At 74.6% G+C, this 23499-nt stretch carries 18 protein-coding genes; 11 read left to right on the top strand and 7 right to left on the bottom strand.

Annotated elements, in window-relative coordinates; translation table 11 throughout:
* Window positions 1–8: 8 nt before the first annotated feature.
* Complete coding sequence (locus tag ACFYPD_RS29750; protein WP_387120619.1) at window positions 9–983, top strand: DUF4328 domain-containing protein; 975 nt, start codon at window positions 9–11, stop codon at window positions 981–983.
* Window positions 980–2200 carry a threonine ammonia-lyase gene (gene ilvA / locus ACFYPD_RS29745; RefSeq protein ID WP_387120616.1) on the top strand — a complete coding sequence of 407 codons (1221 nt, stop codon included), beginning with the start codon at window positions 980–982 and terminating at the stop codon, window positions 2198–2200. Before ACFYPD_RS29750 ends, ilvA begins: the two co-directional genes overlap by 4 nt.
* A gap of 130 nt (window positions 2201–2330) precedes the next feature.
* Here ilvA and greA read toward each other — a convergent pair whose 3' ends face one another.
* Together greA and ACFYPD_RS29735 are read right to left on the bottom strand one after the other, a co-directional pair.
* On the bottom strand, window positions 2331–2831 hold the full coding sequence (gene greA, locus ACFYPD_RS29740) for a transcription elongation factor GreA (RefSeq protein WP_387120613.1): 501 nt from the start codon (window positions 2829–2831) through the stop codon (window positions 2331–2333).
* 146 nt (window positions 2832–2977) lie between these two features.
* Window positions 2978–3412, bottom strand: coding sequence for a DUF4307 domain-containing protein (locus ACFYPD_RS29735; RefSeq protein ID WP_387120610.1), 435 nt, complete (start codon window positions 3410–3412; stop codon window positions 2978–2980).
* Window positions 3413–3625: 213 nt separating this feature from the next.
* On the opposite strand from ACFYPD_RS29735, the gene mca reads away from it, so the two are divergent.
* The 3 genes from mca (at window position 3626) to ACFYPD_RS29720 (ending at window position 7561) form a co-directional block, all read left to right on the top strand.
* Window positions 3626–4507: a mycothiol conjugate amidase Mca gene (gene mca / locus ACFYPD_RS29730; RefSeq protein WP_387120607.1), complete on the top strand. Its 882-nt coding sequence runs from the start codon at window positions 3626–3628 to the stop codon at window positions 4505–4507.
* Between the two features lie 48 nt (window positions 4508–4555).
* Window positions 4556–4849, top strand: a complete 294-nt coding sequence (locus ACFYPD_RS29725) for a hypothetical protein (protein WP_387120604.1) — start codon at window positions 4556–4558, stop codon at window positions 4847–4849.
* Between the two features lie 216 nt (window positions 4850–5065).
* Window positions 5066–7561, top strand: coding sequence for a putative bifunctional diguanylate cyclase/phosphodiesterase (locus ACFYPD_RS29720; protein WP_387120820.1), 2496 nt, complete (start codon window positions 5066–5068; stop codon window positions 7559–7561).
* 57 nt (window positions 7562–7618) lie between these two features.
* Here ACFYPD_RS29720 and ACFYPD_RS29715 read toward each other — a convergent pair whose 3' ends face one another.
* Window positions 7619–8650 (bottom strand): phosphatidylinositol-specific phospholipase C domain-containing protein, encoded by a 1032-nt coding sequence (locus ACFYPD_RS29715; RefSeq protein ID WP_387120600.1) that lies wholly within the window; start codon window positions 8648–8650, stop codon window positions 7619–7621.
* Between the two features lie 222 nt (window positions 8651–8872).
* Here ACFYPD_RS29715 and ACFYPD_RS29710 point away from each other — a divergent pair, with 222 nt between their 5' ends.
* Together ACFYPD_RS29710 and ACFYPD_RS29705 are read left to right on the top strand one after the other, a co-directional pair.
* Complete coding sequence (locus tag ACFYPD_RS29710; RefSeq protein WP_387120597.1) at window positions 8873–9745, top strand: hypothetical protein; 873 nt, start codon at window positions 8873–8875, stop codon at window positions 9743–9745.
* An 85-nt stretch (window positions 9746–9830) separates the two neighbouring features.
* Complete coding sequence (locus tag ACFYPD_RS29705) at window positions 9831–11867, top strand: thioredoxin domain-containing protein (RefSeq protein ID WP_387120594.1); 2037 nt, start codon at window positions 9831–9833, stop codon at window positions 11865–11867.
* Here the strand turns inward: ACFYPD_RS29705 and ACFYPD_RS29700 are convergent.
* Window positions 11860–12420: a PadR family transcriptional regulator gene (locus ACFYPD_RS29700; RefSeq protein ID WP_387120591.1), complete on the bottom strand. Its 561-nt coding sequence runs from the start codon at window positions 12418–12420 to the stop codon at window positions 11860–11862. The genes ACFYPD_RS29705 and ACFYPD_RS29700 overlap by 8 nt on opposite strands.
* Before the next feature lie 101 nt (window positions 12421–12521).
* Between ACFYPD_RS29700 and ACFYPD_RS29695 the strand changes: the two genes are divergently transcribed.
* The 3 genes from ACFYPD_RS29695 (at window position 12522) to purE (ending at window position 14786) form a co-directional block, all read left to right on the top strand.
* Window positions 12522–12998, top strand: coding sequence for a hypothetical protein (locus ACFYPD_RS29695; RefSeq protein ID WP_387120588.1), 477 nt, complete (start codon window positions 12522–12524; stop codon window positions 12996–12998).
* Between the two features lie 139 nt (window positions 12999–13137).
* A complete protein-coding gene (locus tag ACFYPD_RS29690) occupies window positions 13138–14298 on the top strand; it encodes a 5-(carboxyamino)imidazole ribonucleotide synthase (RefSeq protein WP_387120585.1) in 1161 nt (386 codons plus the stop codon).
* Window positions 14295–14786 (top strand): 5-(carboxyamino)imidazole ribonucleotide mutase, encoded by a 492-nt coding sequence (purE, locus tag ACFYPD_RS29685; RefSeq protein WP_387120582.1) that lies wholly within the window; start codon window positions 14295–14297, stop codon window positions 14784–14786. Before ACFYPD_RS29690 ends, purE begins: the two co-directional genes overlap by 4 nt.
* A 72-nt stretch (window positions 14787–14858) precedes the next feature.
* On the opposite strand, the gene ACFYPD_RS29680 is transcribed toward purE, so the two are convergent.
* Window positions 14859–19769, bottom strand: coding sequence for an SCO7613 C-terminal domain-containing membrane protein (locus tag ACFYPD_RS29680; protein ID WP_387120579.1), 4911 nt, complete (start codon window positions 19767–19769; stop codon window positions 14859–14861).
* A gap of 161 nt (window positions 19770–19930) precedes the next feature.
* Entirely contained in the window at window positions 19931–21358 is a 1428-nt protein-coding gene (locus ACFYPD_RS29675) for a UDP-glucose dehydrogenase family protein (protein WP_387120576.1), read from the bottom strand.
* A 250-nt stretch (window positions 21359–21608) separates the two neighbouring features.
* Between ACFYPD_RS29675 and ACFYPD_RS29670 the strand changes: the two genes are divergently transcribed.
* Window positions 21609–22772 (top strand): acyl-CoA dehydrogenase family protein, encoded by a 1164-nt coding sequence (locus ACFYPD_RS29670; protein ID WP_387120573.1) that lies wholly within the window; start codon window positions 21609–21611, stop codon window positions 22770–22772.
* A 55-nt stretch (window positions 22773–22827) separates the two neighbouring features.
* Here ACFYPD_RS29670 and ACFYPD_RS29665 read toward each other — a convergent pair whose 3' ends face one another.
* A complete protein-coding gene (locus ACFYPD_RS29665; protein ID WP_387120570.1) occupies window positions 22828–23496 on the bottom strand; it encodes a hypothetical protein in 669 nt (222 codons plus the stop codon).
* Window positions 23497–23499 lie beyond the last annotated feature (3 nt).

The following is a 23499-nucleotide window of genomic DNA, read 5'->3' as shown; positions in this document are numbered from 1 at the left end:
TCTAGCGTGTGCGCACCTCCCACCGCGCACACCACCGGACGGTCGACATGCACTGCCAGACCTGCGGGGACGCCATGTCCCCGGCCGACAACGAGTGCCGGCGTTGTGGCACGTTCCCCGGTCAGCCCGCGGTGCTGCCCGGCGTGTCCACGTACGCCGTCCGCGGCCTCGGCACGGCGGCCGCGATCGCGGTCGGCATGGCGACCGTGCTCTACCTGCCGAGCGCGCTCTTCTCCCTGGTCGGGGTGCGGATCGCCCGCGCGGCGGCCGAACAGGCCGACCGCGACCTGCTGATGGGTGCGGCGGTGGCCGAGGTGCTGCTCGTCCTGCCGTACCTCATCGCTCTGCTGGTCGCCGCGGTCCTGGTCATCGTCTGGACCTGGCGGGCGCGGAAGAACATCGAGGCGTTCCCGGGCGCCCAGCCGGCGCTGGGTCCCGGTTGGGCGATCGCCGGCTGGCTGGTGCCGATCGCCAACTTCGTCGTGCCGGCCCGGGTGGTGTCGAACGTGGCCAGGAACAGCACGTGGCGGCGGAGCACGCCCGTGCTGGTCGGCGTCTGGTGGGCGGCGTGGCTGGTGTTCACCGTGGGCGACCGCATCGTCAGCCGGCGCGAGGAGCAGCGGTACGCCGAGCTGACCGAGTGGCCCCGCAACGACGTGGAGTTCGGCACGTACGTCCGCTACTACCAGGACGCGCTGGGCCCGCGGCTGATCCCCGTCGTCGCCGTGCTGGTGGCGGGGCTCTCCTTCGTGGTGCTGATCCGGCGCGTCTCCGCCGCCCAGCAGGACCGCATCGCCAGGGCGGTTCCGGTCTGGCCGGCCCACCCCGGGTGGCCGCTGCCCGGCGCGGTCGTCCCGGCGCCCGGATCCGCCCCGGGGTACCCGACGCAGCCCGTCACCGGCGTGTCGCCCCAGGTGGCGACAGCTCCGTCGGTGGCGTCGCCGCAGGTTCCACCCGGCGCGGGTGGCACGATCGGGGCATGACGGAACTGGTCGGTCTCGCCGACGTACAGGCCGCGCGGGAACTGCTCGCCGGCGTCACCCGCACCACCCCGCTGGAGCCGTCCCGGCCGCTCAGCGCCGCGCTCGGCGGGCCGACCTGGCTGAAGTGCGAGAACCTGCAGCGCGCCGGGTCGTACAAGGTGCGCGGCGCGTACGTGCGGATCTCCCGGCTCTCCGCCGCGGAACGGGAACGGGGGGTGGTCGCGGCCAGCGCCGGCAACCACGCCCAGGGGGTCGCGCTCGCCGCCGGCCTGGTCGGCACGCACGCCACGGTCTTCATGCCGGTCAACGCGCCGCTGCCGAAGGTGGCCGCCACCAAGGGGTACGGGGCCCAGGTCGAACTGGTCGGCAACACGGTGGACGAGTCGCTGGTCGCGGCGCAGACCTTCGCCGAGCGGACCGGGGCGGTGTTCATCCACCCGTTCGACCACCGGGACGTCATCGCCGGCCAGGGCACGGTGGCCCTGGAGATCCTCGAACAGTGCCCGGACGTGAAGACCATCGTGACCGGGGTGGGCGGCGGCGGGCTGATCTCCGGCCTGGCGGTGGTCGCCAAGGCGCTGCGCCCCGACGTACGCGTGATCGGGGTGCAGGCGGCGAGCGCCGCCGCCTTCCCGCCCTCGCTGAAGGCCGGCGAGCCGGTCCGGCTGCCCTTCTTCTCGACGATCGCCGACGGGATCGCGGTCGGCCGCCCCGGCGAGCTGACCTTCACCCACGTCCGCAAGCTGGTCGACGAGATCGTCACGGTCTCCGAGGAGGACATCTCCCGGGCGCTGCTGATGCTGCTGGAGCGCGGCAAGCAGGTGGTGGAGCCGGCCGGCGCGGTCGGCGTGGCGGCGCTGCTGGCCGGGGTGGTGGAGGTGCAGGCGCCGGTGGTGGCAGTGCTGTCCGGCGGCAACATCGATCCGCTGCTGATGCTGCGGGTGATCGAGCACGGCCTGGCGGCGGCCGGTCGCTACCTGCGGGTCACCGTCCGCTGCACGGACCGGCCGGGCCAGCTCGCCTCGCTGCTCGGCGAGATCGCCGAGCACCGGGCCAACGTGGTCGACGTGGTGCACCAGCGAGCCAACCCGCACCTGCGGCTCGGCGAGGTGGAGGTGGCGCTCTCGGTGGAGACCCGCGGCGTGGAGCACTCGGACACCCTGATCAGCGCCCTGCGGGCCAGCGGTTACCAGGTGGTCTTCGCCGCCGAGGGGTGAGGACGCCGCGGACGCGACCGCCCCGGCCGGACGGTGCCGGTCGGGGCGGTCGGATGTGGCTCGGGGCCGAGGAGCCTGTCAGCCTCGGTCGGGTCGGACCCGAGCCGTCCGGCGCGGGTCCGGATGGCGGCTAGCCGGAGAACGGCTCGAACGTGACCACCGTCACCTTGATGTCGGCGCCGCTGGGCGCCGTGTAGGTGCAGGCCTGGCCCGCCTTGCCGCCCAGGATCGCCTTCCCGAGCGCGGACTCGGGGCTGTAGACGGTGAGGTCGGTCGTGGCGGCGATCTCGCGGGAGCCGAGCAGGAAGGTCTCCGTGTCGTCGGCGTCGTCGTCGAAGTAGATCGTCACGACCATGCCGGGCGACACCACGTCGGCGGTCGGGGCCTCGCCGACCTTGGCCGTGCGGAGCAGCTCCTTCAGGTAGAGGATGCGGCCCTCGGCCTTGCCCTGCTCCTCGCGCGCGGCGTGGTAGCCACCGTTCTCCCGCAGGTCGCCCTCCTCGCGCCGGGCGTTGATCTCGGCGGCGATCACCGGCCGGTTGGCGATGTGCTCGTCGAGCTCGGCCTGCAGGCGGTCGTACGCGTCCTGGGACAGCCAGGTGGCGGGCGCCTTGTTGTCATTGGTGGACACAGGCGATCTCCTCGGTTGGTGCGGACTGGCTGACAGGTGAACGTCCAATTTACCAGTGCGGGCCACGTCGGGGTGTTGCCGATCACCCCGGGTGCGGGCGGTGGGACCCGGCGTGCGTGTGTGCCGCGGCTCGCCGGGCTCCCGGCTCAGCCGGCCGGTCGGCAGCGCAGCACCTCGCCGATGAAGGGCCGGGCGGTGGTAGGCACCTCCTGCCGGGCCCGGATGTGCCGTTCGCCGGGCGGGGCGGTCACCGTGGCCTCGACGTGGCCCACCTCGGCGCCGTCGTGGGAGCGGGCCCGCAGCACGCAGGTCGCCGAGCCGCCCGCCGGCACCGTCACCCGGAAGTCGACCACCACCCGGGAGTCGGTGATGTCGGTGTAGGTGATCAGTTCGGCGCGGTAGTCGGGGTCGCCGTACTGGCTGTACAGCCGGGCGGCGACCAGCCCGAGGAGCGCCAGCAGGACGGCCGCCACCAGCACGAGCAGGAGGGGACGGCGGCGCCCCGGCTCCCGGCGGCGGCCGTAGCGGCCGGGCGGGAAGACCGGTGCGCCCGATGGGACTGTGGCGTGCGTCTCGCTCACCGGCGGGTATCTCCTGGCGTTGTTGTCGGCGGCATCGGCAAGAATGGCAAAGTCCATCTTCCCAGCCCGGCGCTGAGTCAAGAATGGCAGGTCGGCCCCGCCGCCGATCGGCCACCACGGGGGCTTTCGCGGGCACGGGGGGAGATTCCGGCAGGTCAGCCGGGCGGGCCCGGGCGGGCCGGGCCCGGTGGGCACAGACGAGGAGCGCCGAAGGTGGCAGAACAGCTGCGGCTCATGGCGGTGCACGCCCATCCCGACGACGAGTCGAGTAAGGGCGCCGCCACCATGGCGAAATACGTCGCCGAGGGGGTGGATGTCCTGGTCGTCACCTGCACCGGTGGCGAGCGGGGCAGCGTGTTGAACCCCAAGATGGACCGGCCCGACGTGTGGGCCAACATCGGCGACATCCGCCGCGCCGAGATGGACGCGGCCCGGGCCATCCTCGGCATCGAGCAGGCCTGGCTCGGCTTCGTCGACTCCGGCCTGCCCGAGGGCGACCCGCTGCCGCCGCTGCCGGAGGGGTGCTTCGCCATGGAGGAGGTCGAGGTCGCGGCCGCCCCGCTGGTGCGGCTCATGCGCCAGTTCCGCCCGCACGTCGTCACCACGTACGACGAGGAGGGCGGCTACCCGCACCCCGACCACATCATGACCCACAAGGTGACCGTGGCCGCCTTCGAGGCCGCCGGCGACCCGGACCGCCACCCGGAGCTCGGCGAGCCGTGGCAGCCGCTCAAGCTCTACTACGACGTGGGCTTCTCGCGGGCCAAGATCATGGCCCTGCACGAGGCGATGCTCGCCGCCGGCCTGGAGTCGCCCTACGGGGAGTGGATGAAGCGCTGGGAGGATCGTGCCGACAAGGGCGAGCGGATCACCACCCGGGTCGACTGCGCCGAATACTTCCCGGTCCGCGACGACGCGCTGCGCGCCCACGCCACGCAGATCGACCCGGACGGCTTCTGGTTCCAGGTGCCCATGGACCTGCAGCAGCGCGCCTGGCCGACCGAGGACTTCCAGCTCGCCCGCTCGATGGTGGACAGCCCGCTGCCCGAGTCCGACCTCTTCGCCGGGGTGCGCGAGACGTGCCATGCCCGCTGATTCCCCGGCGGGCTACGCTGGTGGTCAGCCGCACATCGGAGGAACACCATGCTGACCACCGCACAGGTGCTCGCGGAGAACAACTTCGGTGACACCCGCACGGGTGGTCTGGCCGGCCCGATGGGCCTCTTCCTCATCGTGCTGCTGGCCATCGTCACCGTCCTGCTGATCCGCAACATGAACGCCCGGCTGCGCCGGCTGCCCGACCGGTTCCCGCAGCAGGGCGGCCCGGCCGAGCCGGGCCGGACGGACGCGACAGTCGCTGATCCGACAGACGGGACCGCCGCGCAGGATTCACCGACAGACGCCCCCAACGGCTCCGAGCAGCGCCGGAACGGCTGAACACCGCGTGAATCACGCCGAAGCCGGTCGCCAACCCCTGTTGCGGCCACCGGGTTTGGCTTAGCCTTCCGCCGGGGGGACCGAAAGGCCCCGAGCCGTGCGCGGAAGGGGGGCGCCGATGTCGATGGCAGCAACGGCCCCTGACCGTGCCCTGGGGCCGCCGCCTGACGGGGTGGGTCGGTGACGTCCGGCCGGGCCGGCGATCCCCCCGATCGGCTGGGCCTGCGCGGCACACCGGTCGGAGTCCTCCTGCTGACCTCGGCCGTCGCGGTCACCGCCGTGGTGGCCGCCGTGGTCGGCCTCACCGTGCCCGCGCACCTGCCGTCGGACGACCCGCTGCCCGGATTCGTCCGGTTCGGCGTCGCCGTCGTGGCGTTCGCCGTGGCCCAACTCGCCCGGCTGCGCTTCCGCACCGCCTCGGGCATGGTCAGCATCACCTGGGGCGAGGCAGCCCTCGTCGTCTGCCTCTACCTGGTGCCGGCCGGCTGGCTGCCGGCTGCGGCGCTGCTCGGCACCGGGGCCGCCTGGACGGCCATGTCCCTGGTCGCCGACCGCCGACCCGCCCTGGAGCTGGTCCGGATCGCCGGTTCGCTCAGCGCCGCCACCGCGCTCGCCGCCGCGGTCGCCAGCGCGCTCGGCCGGCCGCTGCTCGCCGCGCTCACCCCCGAGCTGGCCCTCGCGCTGACCGCCGGCGCGGTGGTCTACCTGCTCACCACCGCCTGGCTGGGCGGCGCCGGCCTCGCCCTGCGGCACGGCATCCCGATCGGGCCGCCGCTGCTCGCCGCGCTCCGCGGCAAGCTGCTGATGTTCGTCGGCAACGTGGCGGTCGGCCTGGTGGTGGTCACCCTGCTGGAGCTCGACCCGCGCTGGCTGCTGCTCCTGCCGCCGCCGCTCTGGCTGCTCCAGCAGACCTACCGGCACCGGCTCCGGGCCGACCAGGAGCGGCGCACCTGGCGGGCCTTCGCCGAGGCCACCGCCGCGCTCAACCAGCTCGACGAGCGGGGCGTGGCGACCTCCGCGGTGACCGGGGCGCTCACCCTGTTCGGCGCCGAGCTGGTCGAGGTGGACGTGGCCCGGGGCGACGCCCGCTGGCGCCGCTACCGGGCGGACACCGGCGCGCAGGTGCGCGACCGCGAGGTGGAGCCACCGACGGCCACCGGGTCGGGCGAGCACGAGCTGGTCCGGCGGCTCACCGTGGGCAGCGCGGAGGTCGGCCAGCTGCGGGTCCGGTTCTCCCCGTCCGCCCCGCCCACCGCCCGGGAACGGGACGGCGTCGCGGCGTTCGGCGACGCGCTGGCCGCCGCCCTGCACGACGCCGCGACCCACCGCGAGCTGCGGCTGGTCACCGCCCGCTCGTCGTACGAGGCGGTGCACGACCAGCTCACCGGCCTGCTCAACCGGGCCGCCCTGCTGGCCAAGGGCGACCAGGCGTTGCGGCAATGCGCCCACGACCACCCGGTGGCGCTGCTGCTGCTCGACATCAACCAGTTCAAAGAGGTCAACGACACGCTCGGGCACGCGGCCGGCGACCAGCTGCTGCGGCTGGCCGCGAGCCGGCTGACCACCATGGCCCGTCCGGGCGACCTGCTCGGGCGGCTCGGCGGCGACGAGTTCGCCCTGCTGCTCACCACGGTCCCGGTGGTCGACGACCGGGCCGCCCCGCTGGCGTACGCGCTGCGCCAGGCCCGGGAGATCGCCGAGCGGCTGGCCGCGCCGACCGAGGTGGCCGGGGTGCGCATGTCGGTCGAGGTGGCCGTCGGCGTGGTGGTCGCCGACGCGGGCACCGCCGACCTGACCGAGCTGCTGCGCCGGGCCGACATCGCCATGTACCAGGCGAAGGAGGGCGGCGGCAGCGTCGCCGCATACGACAGCTCGCGCGACGCGGCGAGCACCGACCACCTGGCGCTGCTCGCGGAGCTGCGGGAGGCGCTGGAGGCCGACGACCAGCTGGTGCTGGCGTTGCAGCCGGCAGTGGACCTGGCCACCGGCGCACCGACCGGGGTGGAGGCGCTGATCCGCTGGCAGCACCCGCGCCGGGGCTGGCTCAGCCCGGCGGACTTCATCCGGCCGGTGGAGAACAGCGAGCAGCTCGGCAGCTTCACCCGCTACGTGCTGGACAAGGCCCTGGCGGTGGCGGCCGACTGGGCGCGCGAGGGACTGGACATCCCGATCTCGGTGAACCTGTCGGCGCGCAGCCTGCTCGACCCGCGGCTGCCGGCCGAGATCGGCGAGGCGCTGCGCCGGCACCAGGTCCCGCCGCACCGGCTGGTCCTGGAGATCACCGAGACGGTGGTGATGAGCGAGCTGGAGGTCATCGACGAGGTGCTGGCCACCCTCCGCTCGATGGGCGTGCAGCTCGCCGTCGACGACTTCGGCACCGGGTTCTCCTCGCTGACCTTCCTGACCCGGATCGCGGTCGACGAGTTGAAGGTGGACCGCTCCTTCGTGATCCGGATGGCCGACTCGCCGGAGGCGGCGGCGATCGTGCGGACCACCGTCGGGCTCGCCCACGAGCTGGGGCTGCGGGTGGTCGCCGAGGGCGTGGAGACCGCCGAGCAGCGGACCGCCCTGGCCGAGCTGGGCTGCACCGCCGCGCAGGGCTATCACTTCTTCAAGCCGATGCCGGCGGACAAGATCGGGGCGGTGCTCGGGTCGCTGGTGGAGACCGCGCGCGGCAACGTCTTCCCGCTCCGCGCCGACGGCGCGTCCTGACCGTCCCGCGCCGCCGGGACCGCTCGCCCCGACGGCGCGGACCGGCCGGGCGCGGGGTCAGCCCCGGGGCAGCACGTCGTCGAGGACGGTGGGCAGCGCCGCCCAGTCCGCCGAGGCGATGCTGGCGTGCGCCCGGGCCAGCTCGGCGACCCGGGTCGCTGCCGCGCCGGCGTCGCCGGTCCCGACGGCCGGCGGGACGTTCTGCGCGTCGGTCATCACCAGCAGGTAGTGGTGGGCGCCGTACCAGGCGGTGTCGATGCCCCCGGTGACGTACGCGGTGGCGTCGCCGTCGAAGAGCACGAACCAGGCCCGCAGGCTCGCGTCGGCGTACCGGGCGCGCGGGTCGCCGGCCTGCGCCCGGTGCACGGCCGGGAAGGCGCGGGCGGTGCCCAGGGTGCCGGCCGCCGCGAGGCCGGCCAGGTGGCGGGCGTACTCGACGTCGGTCCACAGGGTGTCGGTCGGGTTGCCCTCCTCGACGGTGCCGGGGATCAGCTCGACGATCACCTTGCCGGCGAGCTGCGCCCGGCCGGGCCAGGCGTCGGCGCGCGCGGCGGCGTCCAGGTTGGCGTGGCCGCCGAGCAGGTCGGCCGGGCGGAACACCCGGTCGCCGAGCCGCGCGGCGAGCACCGCGTCGAGCTGGCCCGGCCCCTGCCCGGTACGCCCGCTGAAGCCGGTCTTCAGCTCCAGTTTGAGGACCAGCGGGCCGGCGTCGGGGTGGGCGCCCAGCCAGAGCCGGATGTCGTCCAGGCAGTGTTCCAGGTTCCGGTTCCGGGTGCCGGTGTAGAGCTGGGCGGGGCTCGTGGCGACCACGCAGTTGTTGTCGTTGCCGAGCGGGTTGGAGTGGCTGACCCGCCACTGCCGGGTCAGCACGTCCGGCCAGACGTCCAGCTCGATCAGCCCGGGCCGGGCGTCGAGCGCCTGCGCCAGGTAGGGGTAGGTGGCGCGCTCGTACGCGTTGTGGACGCCGACACCGGTGGTGGCGGAGAACCGGGTCTCCGGGTCCACCGCGGCTGACGCCGGCCCGGCGCCGAACATCGTGGCGAGCACCGCGACGGACGTGAGTGCCGACAGGGCACGGGGTCTCTGCATGCCTACCTCCTCGGAGGCCGGCGACGGTCACCGGCATGCACAGATATAAATCGATAAACATGAACACCGAAAGGCCCTCGCGTGCCCGGTCGGGACACGGGAGCGAGTCGGGTCGTCGACAGAGCGCGGCGCGGGACAGCGGGCCAGGTTCGGAACCCATACCCTCGGCTCGGGCGACGCATCGACACCCGTCGCCCGGCAGTCCACTTCGGGGGAGGATGCATGCGTAGGTTCGGTCGACGTCCGCTGCTCGCGGCGGCCCTGTCTCTGATCGCCGGCGCGGCCGGCCTGACCGTCTCCACGCCTGCCCAGGCGGAGCCCCGGGAGGTGCCCGCCACGGGCACCTTCACGGTCTCCGGCGAGGCGGGGGAGCCACTCACCGGCGGCAACTCGTACGCCTTCTCGACCGATGCGGGCGACGAGATGCAGTTGTGGGGGCAGGATCAGGAGATCACCGTCAGGGTGTTCGGTGGCTGGCACCTCATCCTGGTTTCCGGCTCGGACCGGCCGCTCGCGCCGGGCACCTACACGGACGCGCTCGGCTACCCGTGGCCCGGGCCGAACCCCGGGCTGACCCTCGTGGGCCCCAACGGCCCGTGTGACGAGAGCGTCGGTTCGTTCACCATCACCGATGTGGTCTTCGCCCCGTACGGCTACATGGAGAAGCTGGACGCCAGCTTCGAGGTGTACTGCGACGGCGCGCCGGTGCCGGCCCGTGGAGAGGTCCACCTCACCAACCCGCCCGCCGCGCCGCTGCTGGACCCCCGGGCCACCGTGGCCGACACCGGCACCATTGCGCTGAGGTACGGTGCGGCCACCGTGCACGGGACGTTGACCTGCCGCCAGGCGGCAACCCTGAACATCAACGGCGCGGTCACCCAGGGCCGCGTGCGGATCTGGTTCGCGGCCACCGACGTGCAGTGTGCACCGGACCAGGTGGTGGAGTGGGCGGCGACGACCACCCCGGTGGACGGCCTCCGCTTCCGGCCGGGCGACGCGGAGGTGGGGGCGCAGGTCGAGGGCCGCGACCCCTTCTACGACGAGTACGTCCAGGTCGACGTCGGCCCGACGACCGTGCGCCTGACGCCGGCCTGATCCGGTGCCCGGCCCGGGTCAGGTGACCCGGGCCGGGGAAGGGCGACCGGCGGCGGCGGATGCCGGCGGTGGTTATGGTCGTCGGGTGAACCGACTCGCGGACGCCACCTCGCCCTACCTGCTCCAGCACGCCGACAACCCGGTCGACTGGTGGCCCTGGTGCGACGAGGCGTTCGCCGAGGCGAAGCGGCGCGACGTGCCGGTCCTCATCTCGGTCGGCTACGCGGCCTGCCACTGGTGCCACGTGATGGCGCACGAGTCGTTCGAGAACGAGGGCGTCGCCCAGCTCATGAACGACGACTTCGTCTGTGTGAAGGTCGACCGCGAGGAACGGCCCGACGTCGACGCGGTCTACATGACGGCCACCCAGGCGATGACCGGCCAGGGCGGCTGGCCCATGACGGTCTTCGCCACCCCGGACGGCACCCCGTTCTTCTGCGGCACCTACTTCCCGCGGGCCAACTTCGTCCGGCTGCTCGGCTCGGTCGCCACCGCCTGGCGCGACCAGCGGGAGGCGGTGCTCCGGCAGGGCGCCGCCGTGGTCGAGGCGATCGGCGGCGCGCAGGCCGTGGGCGGCCTGACCGCGCCGCTCACCGCCGAGGTGCTGGACGCCGCCGCCGACCAGCTCGCCACGGAGTACGACGAGACGAACGGCGGCTTCGGCGGCGCGCCGAAGTTCCCGCCGCACATGAACCTGCTCTTCCTGCTCCGGCACCACCAGCGCACCGGCTCGCCGCGGAGCCTGGAGATCGTCCGGCACACCTGCGAGGCGATGGCCCGCGGCGGCCTGCACGACCAGCTCGCCGGCGGCTTCGCCCGCTACTCGGTGGACGGGCACTGGACGGTGCCGCACTTCGAGAAGATGCTCTACGACAACGCCCTGCTGCTGCGGGTCTACACCCAGCTCTGGCGGCTCACCGGGGACCGGCTGGCCCGGCGGGTGGCGCGCGACACGGCCCGGTTCCTCGCCGACGAGCTGCACCGGGCCGGCGAGGGCTTCGCCTCGGCGCTGGACGCCGACACCCAGGGCGTCGAGGGCCTCACCTACGTCTGGACGCCGGCCCAGCTGGTCGAGGTGCTGGGGGACGAGGACGGCCGCTTCGCCGCCGACCTGTTCGAGGTGACGGAGCAGGGCACCTTCGAACACGGCAGCAGCGTGCTGAGGCTGGCCCGGGACATCGACGACGCCGACCCTTCGGTGCGCCGGCGCTGGCAGGAGGTGGTGGGCCGGCTGCTCGCGGCCCGGGACACCCGCCCCCAGCCGGCCCGCGACGACAAGGTGGTGGCCGCCTGGAACGGGCTGGCAATCACCGCGATCGCCGAGTTCCAGCAGGTCGCGGCGCTCTGTGCGTCCCCCGACGACGAGGACGCGAACCTCATGGAGGGCGTCACCATCGTGGCCGACGGCGCGATGCGGGACGCCGCCGAGCACCTGGCGGCCGTGCACGTGGTGGACGGCCGGCTGCGCCGGGTCTCCCGGGACAAGGTCGTCGGCGAGCCGGCCGGCGTGCTGGAGGACTACGGCTGCGTGGCCGAGGCGTTCTGTGCGATGCACCAACTTACCGGCGAGGGGCGCTGGCTCGTCCTGGCGGGGCAGCTGCTCGACGTGGCGTTGGCCCGGTTCGCCGCACCGGACGGCGGCTTCTACGACACCGCCGACGACGCCGAGCGCCTGGTCACCCGGCCGGCGGACCCGACCGACAACGCCACCCCGGCCGGCCGCTCGGCGATCGCCGCGGCGCTGGTCGCGTACGCGGCGTTGACGGGGGAGACCCGGTACCGGGAGGCGGCGGACGGGGCTCTGTCGACGGTCGCGCCGATCGTGGCCCAGCACGCCCGATTCACCGGCTACGCGGCCACGGTCGGCGAGGCGCTGCTTTCCGGGCCGTACGAGATCGCCGTGGTGACCGACGACCCGGTGGGCGATCCGCTGGTGGCCGCCGCGCTCCGGCACGCCCCGCCCGGGGCCGTGGTGGTGGCGGGCCGCGCCGACCAGCCCGGCGTGCCGCTGCTGGCCGACCGGCCGGCGCTGGGTGGGCGGCCCACCGCGTACGTCTGCCGGGGGTTCGTCTGCGACCGGCCGGTGACCACGGTCGAGGATCTGGTCGCCCAGCTCAGGTGACCGGCTCCTCGCCCCCGGTTGCCGGGCGCAGCGGCTCGGGCAGCGCGTCGAACCACTCCAGCACCGCCCGCTCGTACGCCAGCCCGAAGCGCAGCGTGGCCACCGCGTACGGTTCGACCTCGTCCGCCTCCGGTGGGAGCGCCGCCGCGGCGGCCTGGTAGTCGGCGAGCCGTGCGGCGTGGGCGGCCCGGTGCGCGCCGAGGTAGCCGGCGAGCCGTTCCGGGGGCAGGTGCCGACCGAAGAGCACCGTCAGCAGCAGCGGGAACCGGATCGTCTCGTCCGCCGGTGGTCGGGCCGTCCACTCGGTGAACGCCCGGCGCCCCGCCTCGGTGATCTCGTACGGCTGCCGGTCCCGTCGGCCCCGCTCACCGGCCTGGACCAGCCCGGTGGCCGCCATGGCGGTCAGCTCCCGGTAGACCTGGCTCTGGGTCAGCGACCAGAACGCCCCGATCCGTTGCTGGGCGACGGTGACCAGGTCCCAGCCGGTCATCGGGCCGTCGTGCAGGAAGCCCAGCAGCGAGGCGGCGGTGGCGTTCAACGGCCGGTCCGGCATCGGTCGGTTCTCCTTCGCGAATCTCCTTGACATCCCATTGTGTCAGGTCCGATGCTGGACCCATCGACCTCCCACATAGGGATGTCGCGGGAGGGGGACCCGTGCACACCGTTCTCGTCGTGCTCCACGCCGCCAGCGGCACCGTCGGGCTGCTGCTGGCGCTGCCCGTGCTGCTCGCGCCGAAGCGGCGCGGCCGGCACACCCTGCTCGGCCGGGTCTACGCGGGCGCCGCCGTCGGCCTGAGCCTCAGCGCCTTCGGTCTCTTCGCCTACGACCCGGGCCGCCTGTGGGGGCTGGCCGTGCTGGGCGCGCTCACCCTCGGCTGGCTGGTCGGTGGCCTCTGGTTCGCCCGGCGTCGGCCGCGCGGCCTCGGCGGCCGGGGCTGGCGGATCTGGCACTTCAACCTGATGGGCAGCACGGTGATCGCCTTCGTCACCGGGTTCGCCGTGCAGATGACCGGCGGGCACCTGGTCGCCTGGCTTGCCCCGACGGTGCTCGGTTCGCTGCTGATCGCCCGGACGACCGCCCGCGAGATCGCCCGCGCGCCCCGCCGCGTCGCCGTCGCCACGACGAGCTGACCCCGGCCCGCCGCGCGGCCGGGGCCGTCCACGAGGTCGTCGTGGCCGGGTCTCCCGGGCCCCGGGTCGCCGCCCGAACCGCGGTGCAGCGGCCCTCCCCGGCCGGGGAGGGCCGCCGTCCCGATAGGCTGGCGGCGCTATGGATTCCCGTACCGGACTGCCTGTCGTCGGCATGGTGGGCGGTGGCCAGCTCGCCCGGATGACCCACCAGGCCGCCATCGCCCTCGGCCAGTCGCTGCGCGTGCTCGCGCTCGCCCCGGACGACGGCGCCGCCCTGGTCGCCGCCGACGTCCAGTACGGCGACCACACCGACCTCGCCGCCCTGCGCACCTTCGCGAAGGGGTGCGACGTGGTCACCTTCGACCACGAGCACGTGCCCAACGCGCACATCCGCACCCTGACCGAGGAGGGCGTGAAGCTCTTCCCGCCGGCCGAGGCGCTGGTGCACGCGCAGGACAAGCGGGTGATGCGCGAGCGGCTCGGTGAGCTGGGCGCGCCGAACCCGGCCTGGCGGCCGGTCGAGACCCCGGCCGACCTGCTCGCGTTCGGCGCGGAGATCGGCTGGCCGGTGGTGCTCAAGGCCGCCCGCGGCGGCTACGACGGCCGGGGCGTCTGGATGATGGACGACGCCACCCAGGCCGCCGAGCTGGCCACCACCCTGCTGGCCGGGGGCACCCCGCTGATCGTCGAGGAGCGGGTGGCGCTGCGCCGGGAGCTGGCCGTGCAGGTGGCCCGCTCGCCGTTCGGGCAGGTCGCCGCGTACCCGGTGGTGGAGACGGTGCAGCGGGACGGCATCTGCGTCGAGGTGCTCGCCCCGGCGCCCGACCTCCCGGAGGAGCGTGCGGTCGCCGCGCAGCAGCTCGCCATCGACCTGGCCACCGCGCTCGGCGTGGTCGGCTTGCTCGCCGTGGAGCTGTTCGAGACGCCCACCGGTCTGGTGGTGAACGAGCTGGCCATGCGGCCGCACAACTCCGGGCACTGGACCATCGAGGGGGCCCGGACCTCCCAGTTCGAGCAGCACCTCCGAGCCGTGCTCGACTACCCGATGGGGGACACCTCGCTCGCCGCGCCGGTCGTGGTGATGGCGAACGTGCTGGGCGGCGAGCCGGGCGGCATGTCCGTCGACGAGCGGCTGCACCACCTCTTCGCCGCCGAACCTGGGGCGAAGGTCCACCTGTACGGCAAGCAGGTGCGGCCGGGCCGCAAGATCGGGCACGTCACCGTGCTCGGCACCGACCTGGACGACGTACGGGCCCGGGCGGCGCGCGCCGCCCGCTGGCTGCGGGAGGGGCGCTCATGAGCACCGTCGGGCTGATCATGGGCAGTGACTCGGACTGGCCGACCATGAGGGCCGCCGCCGAGGCGCTGGACGAGTTCGGCGTGCCCTACGAGGTCGGCGTGGTGTCGGCGCACCGCACCCCGGTCAAGATGATCGAGTACGGTCGGGCCGCCGCGGACCGCGGCGTCAAGGTGATCATCGCCGGGGCGGGCGGCGCCGCACACCTGCCCGGCATGGTCGCCTCGGTCACCCCGCTGCCGGTGATCGGCGTGCCGGTGCCGCTGAAGTACCTCGACGGGATGGACTCGCTGCTCTCCATCGTGCAGATGCCGGCCGGCGTGCCGGTGGCCACGGTGTCGATCGGCAACGCCCGCAACGCGGGGCTGCTCGCCGTGCGCATCCTGGGCGCGTCCGATCCGGCGCTGCGTGACCGGATGGCCGCCTACCAGGCGAGCCTGGAGGACCTGGTCGCGGAGAAGGAGAAGGCCCTCCGCGCCTCGCTCACCTGAGCCCGCAGGGACCTCCGCGCGGACCCGGCACCGTTTGCCCGCCCACGACGGCGAACGCCCACCCCTCCGGTTTCATCTCATTCCGCGAAGCGCCGTCTGGAGACGTTCCTGGGCGCGCCGGCGCCGCTCGTTGCTCGCACCGAGCACCAGCAGGACGAAGCCGACCGGGATCAGCACGAGCCACGGGCCGAGGCTGACCAGCGCGTGCACCGCGGCGATCGCGGTGACCGTGGCGCCCACGATCACCGGCGCCTGCTGCTGGCTCGTCGAACCGAAGATCAGCACCGCGACGGCACCGAGCAGCAGCAGCACCTGGCGCAGCATGCTGGACTCGGTGGCCAGCACGATCGCCAGCGTCGGCAGGAACGCGGCGACCAGCGCCGGCCCGTACGCCACCCAGCTCGACAGGTCGGGCCGGTGCCGCAGTTGCAGCACCCCGACCAGCAGGGCGAGCAGGGCGAACGGCAGGGTGTAGGCCTCGGGCAGCGCCACGTCGGCCGTCCGCATGAGGATCCACCAGGCGCTGATCTCGCAGATCACCACGCCCCAGATCAGCAGGTTCCGTTCCGCCGGCCGCCGGCCCGGGCGGCTGGCCGCCATGCCGAGGACGGCGCCCCAGGCGGCGAGCAGCGCGGCGATGTGCCGGGGCGAGTCGTACGCCAGGGCCAGCGCGATGAGCGCCGCGGCGTGGCCGCTCCACTCCACGGTGGCCGCCTCCCGGTACGCCTCGGGCCGGCGCAGCCGGGGCAGGGCGGCGGCGAAGACCTGGAGCGCCGCCCCGACGGCCAGCACCCCGAACGCGGACCAGACCGCGGCGAGCCCGGCCACCAGGCCGAGGGTGAGCACGAAGAGCTGGGCCATCAGCGAGGCGAAGAGCCAGCCGAGGATGCGGGCCCGCTGGGTGGTGCCGAAGAGCGCGGCGACCGCGCCCACGCCGACCGCGCCGCCCAGCGTGAACAGGGTCAGCTCCCGGGTGGCGAGGCTGCCGGAGAGCCCGGCGTTCCCGGCGGCCAGCCCGATGGCGAACACCAGCACCCGGGCGACCCGGATCGAGTGGGCCGGCTCGGCCAGCGCGGGCGGCGGGGTGAGCGCCAGCCCCAGCATCGAGACGGTGAAGACGGCCAGCCCGGCCATCGCGGTCACCGGCCAGCCGCGGCCGAGCGCCACCGGGGTGATCAGCAACGTGACCGCCGCCCCGGGCAGGACCACCGGCACGGCCCGGGACCGCCGGCCGCCGCTGAACCCGACGGCGGCGAGCGCCGCCGCCGCGGTGAGCAGGAGCGCCGTGAGCACGTGTGTCGGGTCCACCGCCTCGGGTGGCGGGGTGAGCAGCCCCGGCGGGGGCCCCTGCCAGACCCGGGACACCACCTGGAGCGGCTCGACCAGCGCCACCACCAGCGCCGGCGCCAGCGTGGCCAGGGCCAGAGCGGTGGGCAGCGCCGCCGCGGCGAGCGCACCGGCCGCCGGGCTCACCCGCCACCGTCGCACGCTCGGGTCGTCGGGCGCGCGGCGCAGCGCCCCGTTCAGCAGCACCGACCAGCGGCGGACCGGCTGGGCCGAGCCGGCCGGCGGTTCGGTGGCGGCCCGGATCAGCTCGGCGAGCACGCCGAGCAGCGCCGCCGCGGCGGCGTACACCCCGGCGGGGAGGTGGGTGATCACGGCGGCGGCCGCGCTGACCGTCGCGCCGCCCACCACGGCCACGCTCGCGTACGGGAGGTACTGCGGGACCTGCCGGCGGACCGCCGCCACCGCGGCCAGGCCGATGCTGGACGCGGCGAGCGCGGCGGTGAGCACCACCTGCGGGGGTCGGCCGTACTCGGCGGCGAGGGCGGCCACCGCCCCGGGCAGCGCGAGCAGGGCGGCGCCGGCCGCCGCGCCACCGACCTGCACGAGGTGCGTCGGCATCCCCTCGGTGCGGACGTCCTCGACCAGCGCCGGCGCGAGCGCCCGGGCCAGGGCGGCCACCGTCACCCCGATCAGCGCGATGCTGCCGAGTGCCAGCGCGGTGGTCCACGGGCGGACCAGCCCGGCGCCGGCGGCGTGCAGGGCGACGACCCCGGCCACCGTGGCCCGGGACAGCGCCGCGCGCGGATCGGCCGCGGCCACCGCCGCCATCCCGAAGACGGTGGCGACCATGGCGCCCACCAGCACCGGCGACCACCAGGGCAGGTCGAACGCGGCCGGCGCGCCGATGGTGGCGAGCACGGCGGCCGCGCCGGGGACGTCGTACCTCCAGGGCGGTGGCAGCAGGATGCCGGCGGCCACGGCCAGCAGCGCCAGCGCGACCGGCGCCTGCCAGGTGGACCCGCCGGTCGGCGCGGCCGGCCAGCCGCTCAGGTCGCCGGCCCAGATCGGGCCCGGCGTGGCCAGCACGCCGACTCCGCCGCGCAGCGCGCTCCACGCCGCGATCAGGCCGATCAGCGTGCCGCCGGCCGCGATGCCGAGGACCGGGCCGCGCCGCCACTCCTCGGGCATCGCCCGTGCGGCGACGGCGACCACCGTCACCAGCGCGGCGGCCACCACGAGCTGGCCGCCGGGGGCCAGCACGGCGGCGATCCGGACCAGGGTGGCGATGAGCGCCACCGTGGTGGCGGCGAGGGCCAGGTCGGATCCGTCGAGCGACAGGTCGGCGCGGCGGCCGGCGTCGATCCGGGGGGCCAGCGCCAGCAGCGCGGCGGCGACCAGCACCAGCCCACCCAACCAGGCGTCGGCGGTGGTGGCGCCGGGCGCGCCGAACGCGGCCGCCGCGACCGCCACCGCGCCCAGCACGGTGCCGAGCGCGTGCGGCACGGTGAGGTGTCGCTGCGCGACCTGGACGAGGGCGGCGTAGCCGAGCGTGACGCACACGCCGAGGAAGCTCGCCGCGAGGATCGGGACGGTGACCTCCCGCAGGTTCGCCGGGGTGAGGGCCGGCGCGGTCGGCACCGTGGCGGTGACGAACGCGGCCACCGCGCCGGGAAACGCGAACGCCGCCCCGCCGGCCGCCCAGGCGCAGACGGTGTCCGTGGCGGCGGCGGCGATCCGGACCCGGGGCGCCAGCGAGACCAGCGCGCCGGCCAGGAACAGGAGGGTCAGCGCGGCGGCGGTCAGCGCGGGCCGGGCGAGCGCGGCCCCGGCCCCGATCAGTCCCAGCCCGCCGGCGGTCACCGAGTGGGCCACCGCGGCGCGCTCGGTGCCGGCGGTGAGCCCGAGCACCCCGATGGCCACCGCGGTCAGCAGCATCGGCCAGCAGGCGGTCGCCCAGCCCAGTCCGAGCGAGGCCGGCACGGCGAGCGCGGTCAGCGCCGCGCCGACCACCGCGAACTCGCGCCGGATCTCCGCCGGCAGGGCCACCACCGCCGCGACGGTGAGCAGCAGGGCGCTGGCGGCGAGCTGCCAGCCGGTCGGGCCGACCGCCGCGGCCAGCTCGGCGTGCCAGTCGCTCAGCTCCGCCGACCAGGCGGGCAGCGCGGCGCGGACCGGGGCCAGCCCGGCGCGCAGCGCGCCGCCGGCCACCACGAGGCCGCTGACCGTGAGCGCCACCGCCGAGGCGAGCTGCGGACCCCGCCGGGCCGCCTCCGGTACGGCCCGGACGGCGAGCCCGGCGAGCGCGATGACCGCGGCGATGAGCAGCAGCGACCGGCCGGGGAAGGCGACCGAGGCGACCCGGCCCAGCGCGCCGATCACCGCGAGGGTGACGATGCCGGCGCCCACGTCCGGCAGCGGCGGCCGGCGCAGCACCAGCGTCCCGGCGAGCCCGACCAGCGCGGCGAGCAGCAGCACGGCTCCCGCCCCGGCGGCGGCCGGCACGGTGGTGGCCCGCAGCAGGGCGGTGACCGCGTACGCCAGGGCGACGGCGACCGCCGCCCCGTGCAGCAGCCAGGTCAGCTCGCGCAGCCAGGGCACCGGACGGGCCGGTGGGACCGGCTCCGCGCCGGGCGGCGGCTCCGCGCCGAGCACCTCGCCGGACTCCTCCGGGTCCGACTCGGGCCGGCCGTCGGCGGTGCGCTGCCGGGGCGGGGCGGGCTCCGGCGGCGGGATCGGCAGGTCACGCCGGACCGGGCGTTCGACCACCACCGCCGAGCGGGCCAGCGCGAGGTCGACCACGGCCACGACGGTGAGCACCAGCGCCCAGCCGGCCGGCCCGGTGATCCGCTCGTACGCCAGCAGCGGCAGGACCGGCTGGGCGGCCAGCACGGTGGCGAAGCGGGGAGCCCGCAGTCCGGTCCAGTACGCGTACCCGAACGCGACCACGGTGGTGACCAGGAAGATCGACCCGGAGAAGGCGGGGCCGGAGGTGCCGCCGCCGACCCGGTCGACGGCCCAGAGCGCGTACCCGGCTAGCGGCAGCAGCAGCAGGCCCACCGCGGCGATCGTCTCGGCGGTCGAGGTGAGCCCGCGCCGGGCCACCACCGGTGGGGCCAGCAGCATCAGCACCGTGGCGATCAGCAGCACGCCGAGCCGGGCCAGCGCGTCCATCGAGCTGGTGGCCACTGCGGCGAAGACCACCGCCGCGATGCCGAGCAGCAGCGCGCCGAGCCCGAGGGGGATGTTCTGCACCTCCCGCGAGGACGCCTCCGGCGGGTGCTCGGGGTCGTCCGCGTCGAGCCACTGTGGGCGGCCGCGCGGCGGCGACGGGGGGAGATCGTCCGGGCCGGTCGGCGGGGTGCCCTGGCGGGGCACCCGGGGCGGCGCGCCGGTGGTGGCGGTGGGCGGGCGGCGGCCGGGCCGGCGGCGCAGCACGCGGCGGGGCCGGGTGGCCTGCTTGATCCGCTCCTCACCGGCGTGCGCCAGGATGTCGCGCTGGAAGAGGGCGGCCTGCATCTTGGCGGCGATCTGCCGTTGCTCGCGGGCGATCTCGGCGTCGCGGGCCTTCATCTCGGCGATCGAGCGCTCGATCTCGGCCAGGTGCTCGGCCCACTGTGGCTGGTCGGCGCCGCAGTGCGGGCAGGCGACCGCGGGCTTGATCTCCCGCCCGCACGAGGCGCACCTGAAGGTCTGCACGACACTCTCCCGTCCGGTCGGCCCCCGCGCGGTGAACCTCCCAGTCGCAGCATGCCTTGACCGGGCCCGGATTTCGACCGTTGCCGGCGCGTTCCGGACAACAAAAAGAGCCGGCCGGCCGGGGAACGGGTCCCCGGCCGGCCGGCCGATGGTTCACGGCGTCAGGGGCGGCCCATGCCGCGGTACTCCCATCCGGCCTGCGTCCACAGTGTGGAGTCCAGGCAGTTGCGGCCGTCGACCACCTTGCGGCCGTTGGCTAGTTCGCCCAGGGCGACCGGGTCGGCGTTGCGGAACTCGGCCCACTCGGTGAGGACGCAGACCAGGTCGGCGCCCTGGACGGCGTCGTTCATGGTCGGCTCGTAGGTCAGCTCGGGCACGGCCCGGCGGGCGTTCTCCATGCCCTGCGGGTCGAACACGTGCACGTCGGCGCCGGCCTTGCCGAGCAGCGCGGCGACCGCCAGCGCCGGGGCGTCCCGGACGTCGTCGGTGTTCGGCTTGAAGGTGGCGCCGAGCACGGCGATCCGGGTGCCGGAGAGGTCCGGGCCGGCCGGGCCGGAGCGGCGGCCGAGCAGGTCGGCGGCGAGCTGGATCACCCGGGTCCGCCGGCGCAGGTTGATCAGGTCCACCTCGTGCAGGAAGCGCAGCGCCTCGCCGGCGCCGAGCTCCTGGGCGCGGGCCTGGAACGCCCGGATGTCCTTGGGCAGGCAGGCGCCGCCGAAGCCGAGGCCGGCCTGGAGGAAGCGGTTGCCGATCCGGGGGTCGTAGCCGATCGAGCGGGCGAGCTGGGTGACGTCGCCGCCGGCGGCCTCGCAGACCTCGGCCATCGCGTTGATGAAGGAGATCTTGGTGGCCAGGAAGGCGTTCGCGGCGACCTTGACCAGCTCCGCGGTGGCGAAGTCGGTGACCACCAGCGGCACCTCGCGGTCCTCGGTGGCGGCCAGGTCGAAGACGCCCTTGTGGGCGGCGTAGAGCATGCCGTTGGCCCACTCGCTCTTGACCCCGACGACGATCCGGTTGGGCCGCAGCACGTCGTCGACGGCGAAGCCCTCCTGGAGGAACTCGGGGCTCCAGGCCACCTCGACGCCCAGGTCGGTCGGGGTGTGCTTGCCGACGAGCTGCTCCACCCACTCGGCGGTGCCCACCGGCACGGTGGACTTGCCGACGATCAGCGCCTTGCGGGTCAGGTGCTGGGCGAGGCTGGTCACCGACGCCTCGACGTACGACAGGTCGGCGCCCATCCCGTCGGCCCGCTGGGGGGTGCCGACGCAGATGAAGTGCACGTCGCCGAAGTCGGCGGTCTCCTGGATGTCGGTGCTGAAGCGGAGCCGGCCGGCGGCCAGGTTGCGGCGGAGCAGCTCGTCGAGGCCGGGCTCGTGGATCGGCACCTCGCCGGCGTTCAGCTTCGCGATCTTGTCCGTGTCGACGTCGAAGCCGAGCACCTCGTAGCCCAGCTCGGCGTAGCAGATGGCGTACGTCGCGCCGAGGTAGCCGGTGCCCAGGAAGGTCACCCGGGGTCGGGCCGCGCCGGAGGGCGGCGTCACCGCGGCGATGGCGGGCATCGGCTGGGTGTTCGGGTACGGGATCGTCACGCCTGTTTCTCCGCTCGCACTGGCGGCGCTTCCTTGCGTCGCGTTCGGCTGGGGCGCCAGGGCCGGCACCGAGGGAACTCTCTCGTCTTGTGTGTGAGGGTAGTTGTGGCCTGTCGCCGCCGCTCGTGCGCGAGCCTACCCGCCGGTAAGGTCCGGCTGAACCCTGGTGGCTATCCTTCAGTCTGCGGCAGTCGGCAGCCTTCCGGGCGCCACAGACTGCGCATGATAGCGGTGAAAGGGGAGGGCCGACATGTCCGCAGAGCAGTCGTTCGACGTCTACCGGTTGCCGGAGGAGCACGAGGCGATCCGGGAGGCGGTCCGGGAGGTCTGTGCGGCGAAGGTCGCTCCGCACGCCGCTGAGGCGGATGAGACGGGTGAGTTCCCGAAGGCGTCCTACGACGCGCTGCGGGCCGCCGACTTCCACGCCCCGCACATCCCGGTCGAGTACGGCGGCGCCGGCGCGGACGCGCTGGCCACGGCCATCGTGATCGAGGAGGTGGCCCGCGCCTGCGCCTCGTCCTCGCTGATCCCGGCGGTGAACAAGCTGGGCACCATGCCGCTGATCCTGGCCGGCTCCGAGGAGCTGAAGCGGAAGTACCTGACCCCGGTGGCGGCCGGCGACGCGATGTTCTCCTACTGCCTCTCCGAGCCGGAGGCGGGCAGCGACGCCGCCTCGATGACCACCAAGGCGGTCCGGGACGGCGACCACTGGGTGCTCAACGGCGTGAAGCGGTGGATCACCAACGCGGGCGTCTCGGAGTACTACACGGTCTTCGCTGTGACGGATCCCACAGCCCGCTCGAAGGGCATCTCGGCCTTCGTGGTGGAGAAGTCCGACGCCGGGGTGAGCTTCGGCGCGCCGGAGAAGAAGCTCGGCATCAAGGGCTCGCCGACCCGCGAGGTCTACTTCGACAACGTCCGGATCCCGGCCGACCGCATGATCGGCGCCGAGGGCACCGGCTTCGCCACCGCGATGCGGACCCTGGACCACACCCGGGTCACCATCGCCGCCCAGGCGGTCGGCATCGCGCAGGGCGCGCTGGACTACGCCAAGGGCTACATCCAGGAGCGCAAGCAGTTCGGCAAGCCGGTCGCCGACTTCCAGGGCATCCAGTTCATGCTCGCCGACATGGGCATGAAGCTGGAGGCGGCCCGGCAGCTCACCTACACCGCCGCCGGCAAGTCGGAGCGGGGCGACGCCGACCTGACCTACTTCGGCGCGGCGGCCAAGTGCTTCGCCTCGGACGCCGCCATGGAGATCACCACCGACGCGGTGCAGTTGCTCGGTGGCTACGGCTACACCCGGGACTACCCGGTCGAGCGGATGATGCGGGACGCCAAGATCACCCAGATCTACGAGGGCACCAACCAGGTGCAGCGCATCGTCATGGCGCGCCAGCTGCTCAAGGGCTGACCCGCTCCGGCGACGATCGGGCGGGCGGGCCGGGTGACCGGCCCGCCCGCGGTCGTCAACGGATCTCGGTGGTGCCCTCCGGTCGGGTGGTCGCGCGCGGGGGCGCGGACCACGGCGACTCGCCGCCGGTGCGACGGGGCAGGGGTTCGGTGGGGGTGTCGGGATAGGCCAGCGTGAGCGGGGCCGGGTCACCGTCCTTCGTCGGGTCCTTCGTCGGGTCCGCCGGAGGCCAGTCGCCGAGCGAGGGGTTGTGCTCGATCGGCGTGTCGGCCGGGGTCAGCTCCGCCTCGGCCGGCCCGCCCGGCCGCTGTCGCCAGCGCTGGCCGCTGAACACGGCCATCAGCAGCAGCACGCCGATGAGGAACAGCGTGCCGTTCTCCAGCGGCTGGCGCAGCGGCAGCGGGTCCCCGAGCATCTTCCAGTCCTCGGGGATCCGGTTCCGGACGGTGAAGGGCGCTACGAACAGCCCGAGGTACGGGACCACGAGCAGCAGCCCGGCCACGGCCGGGCCGAGCGGCGAGAAGCGCAGCGTGCCGAGCAGGCCGAGCAGGATGCCGGCGACGCCCAGGTAGACGGCCGGCTCGATCAGGTTGGGCGTGCTGTACGTACCGATCTCCACCCAGCGGTGCACGGTGCGCCCAGATCCGTCCTGACCGAGCGTGACGAGCACCCAGGTGACGGGCGCCACCACCAACCCGGCGAGGAAGCTCCAGAGATGTCGCATCCG

Source organism: Micromonospora sp. NPDC005299, assembly GCF_042872345.1.
GTDB lineage: Bacteria > Actinomycetota > Actinomycetes > Mycobacteriales > Micromonosporaceae > Micromonospora.
This window is presented reverse-complemented; position numbering and strand designations above follow the sequence as displayed.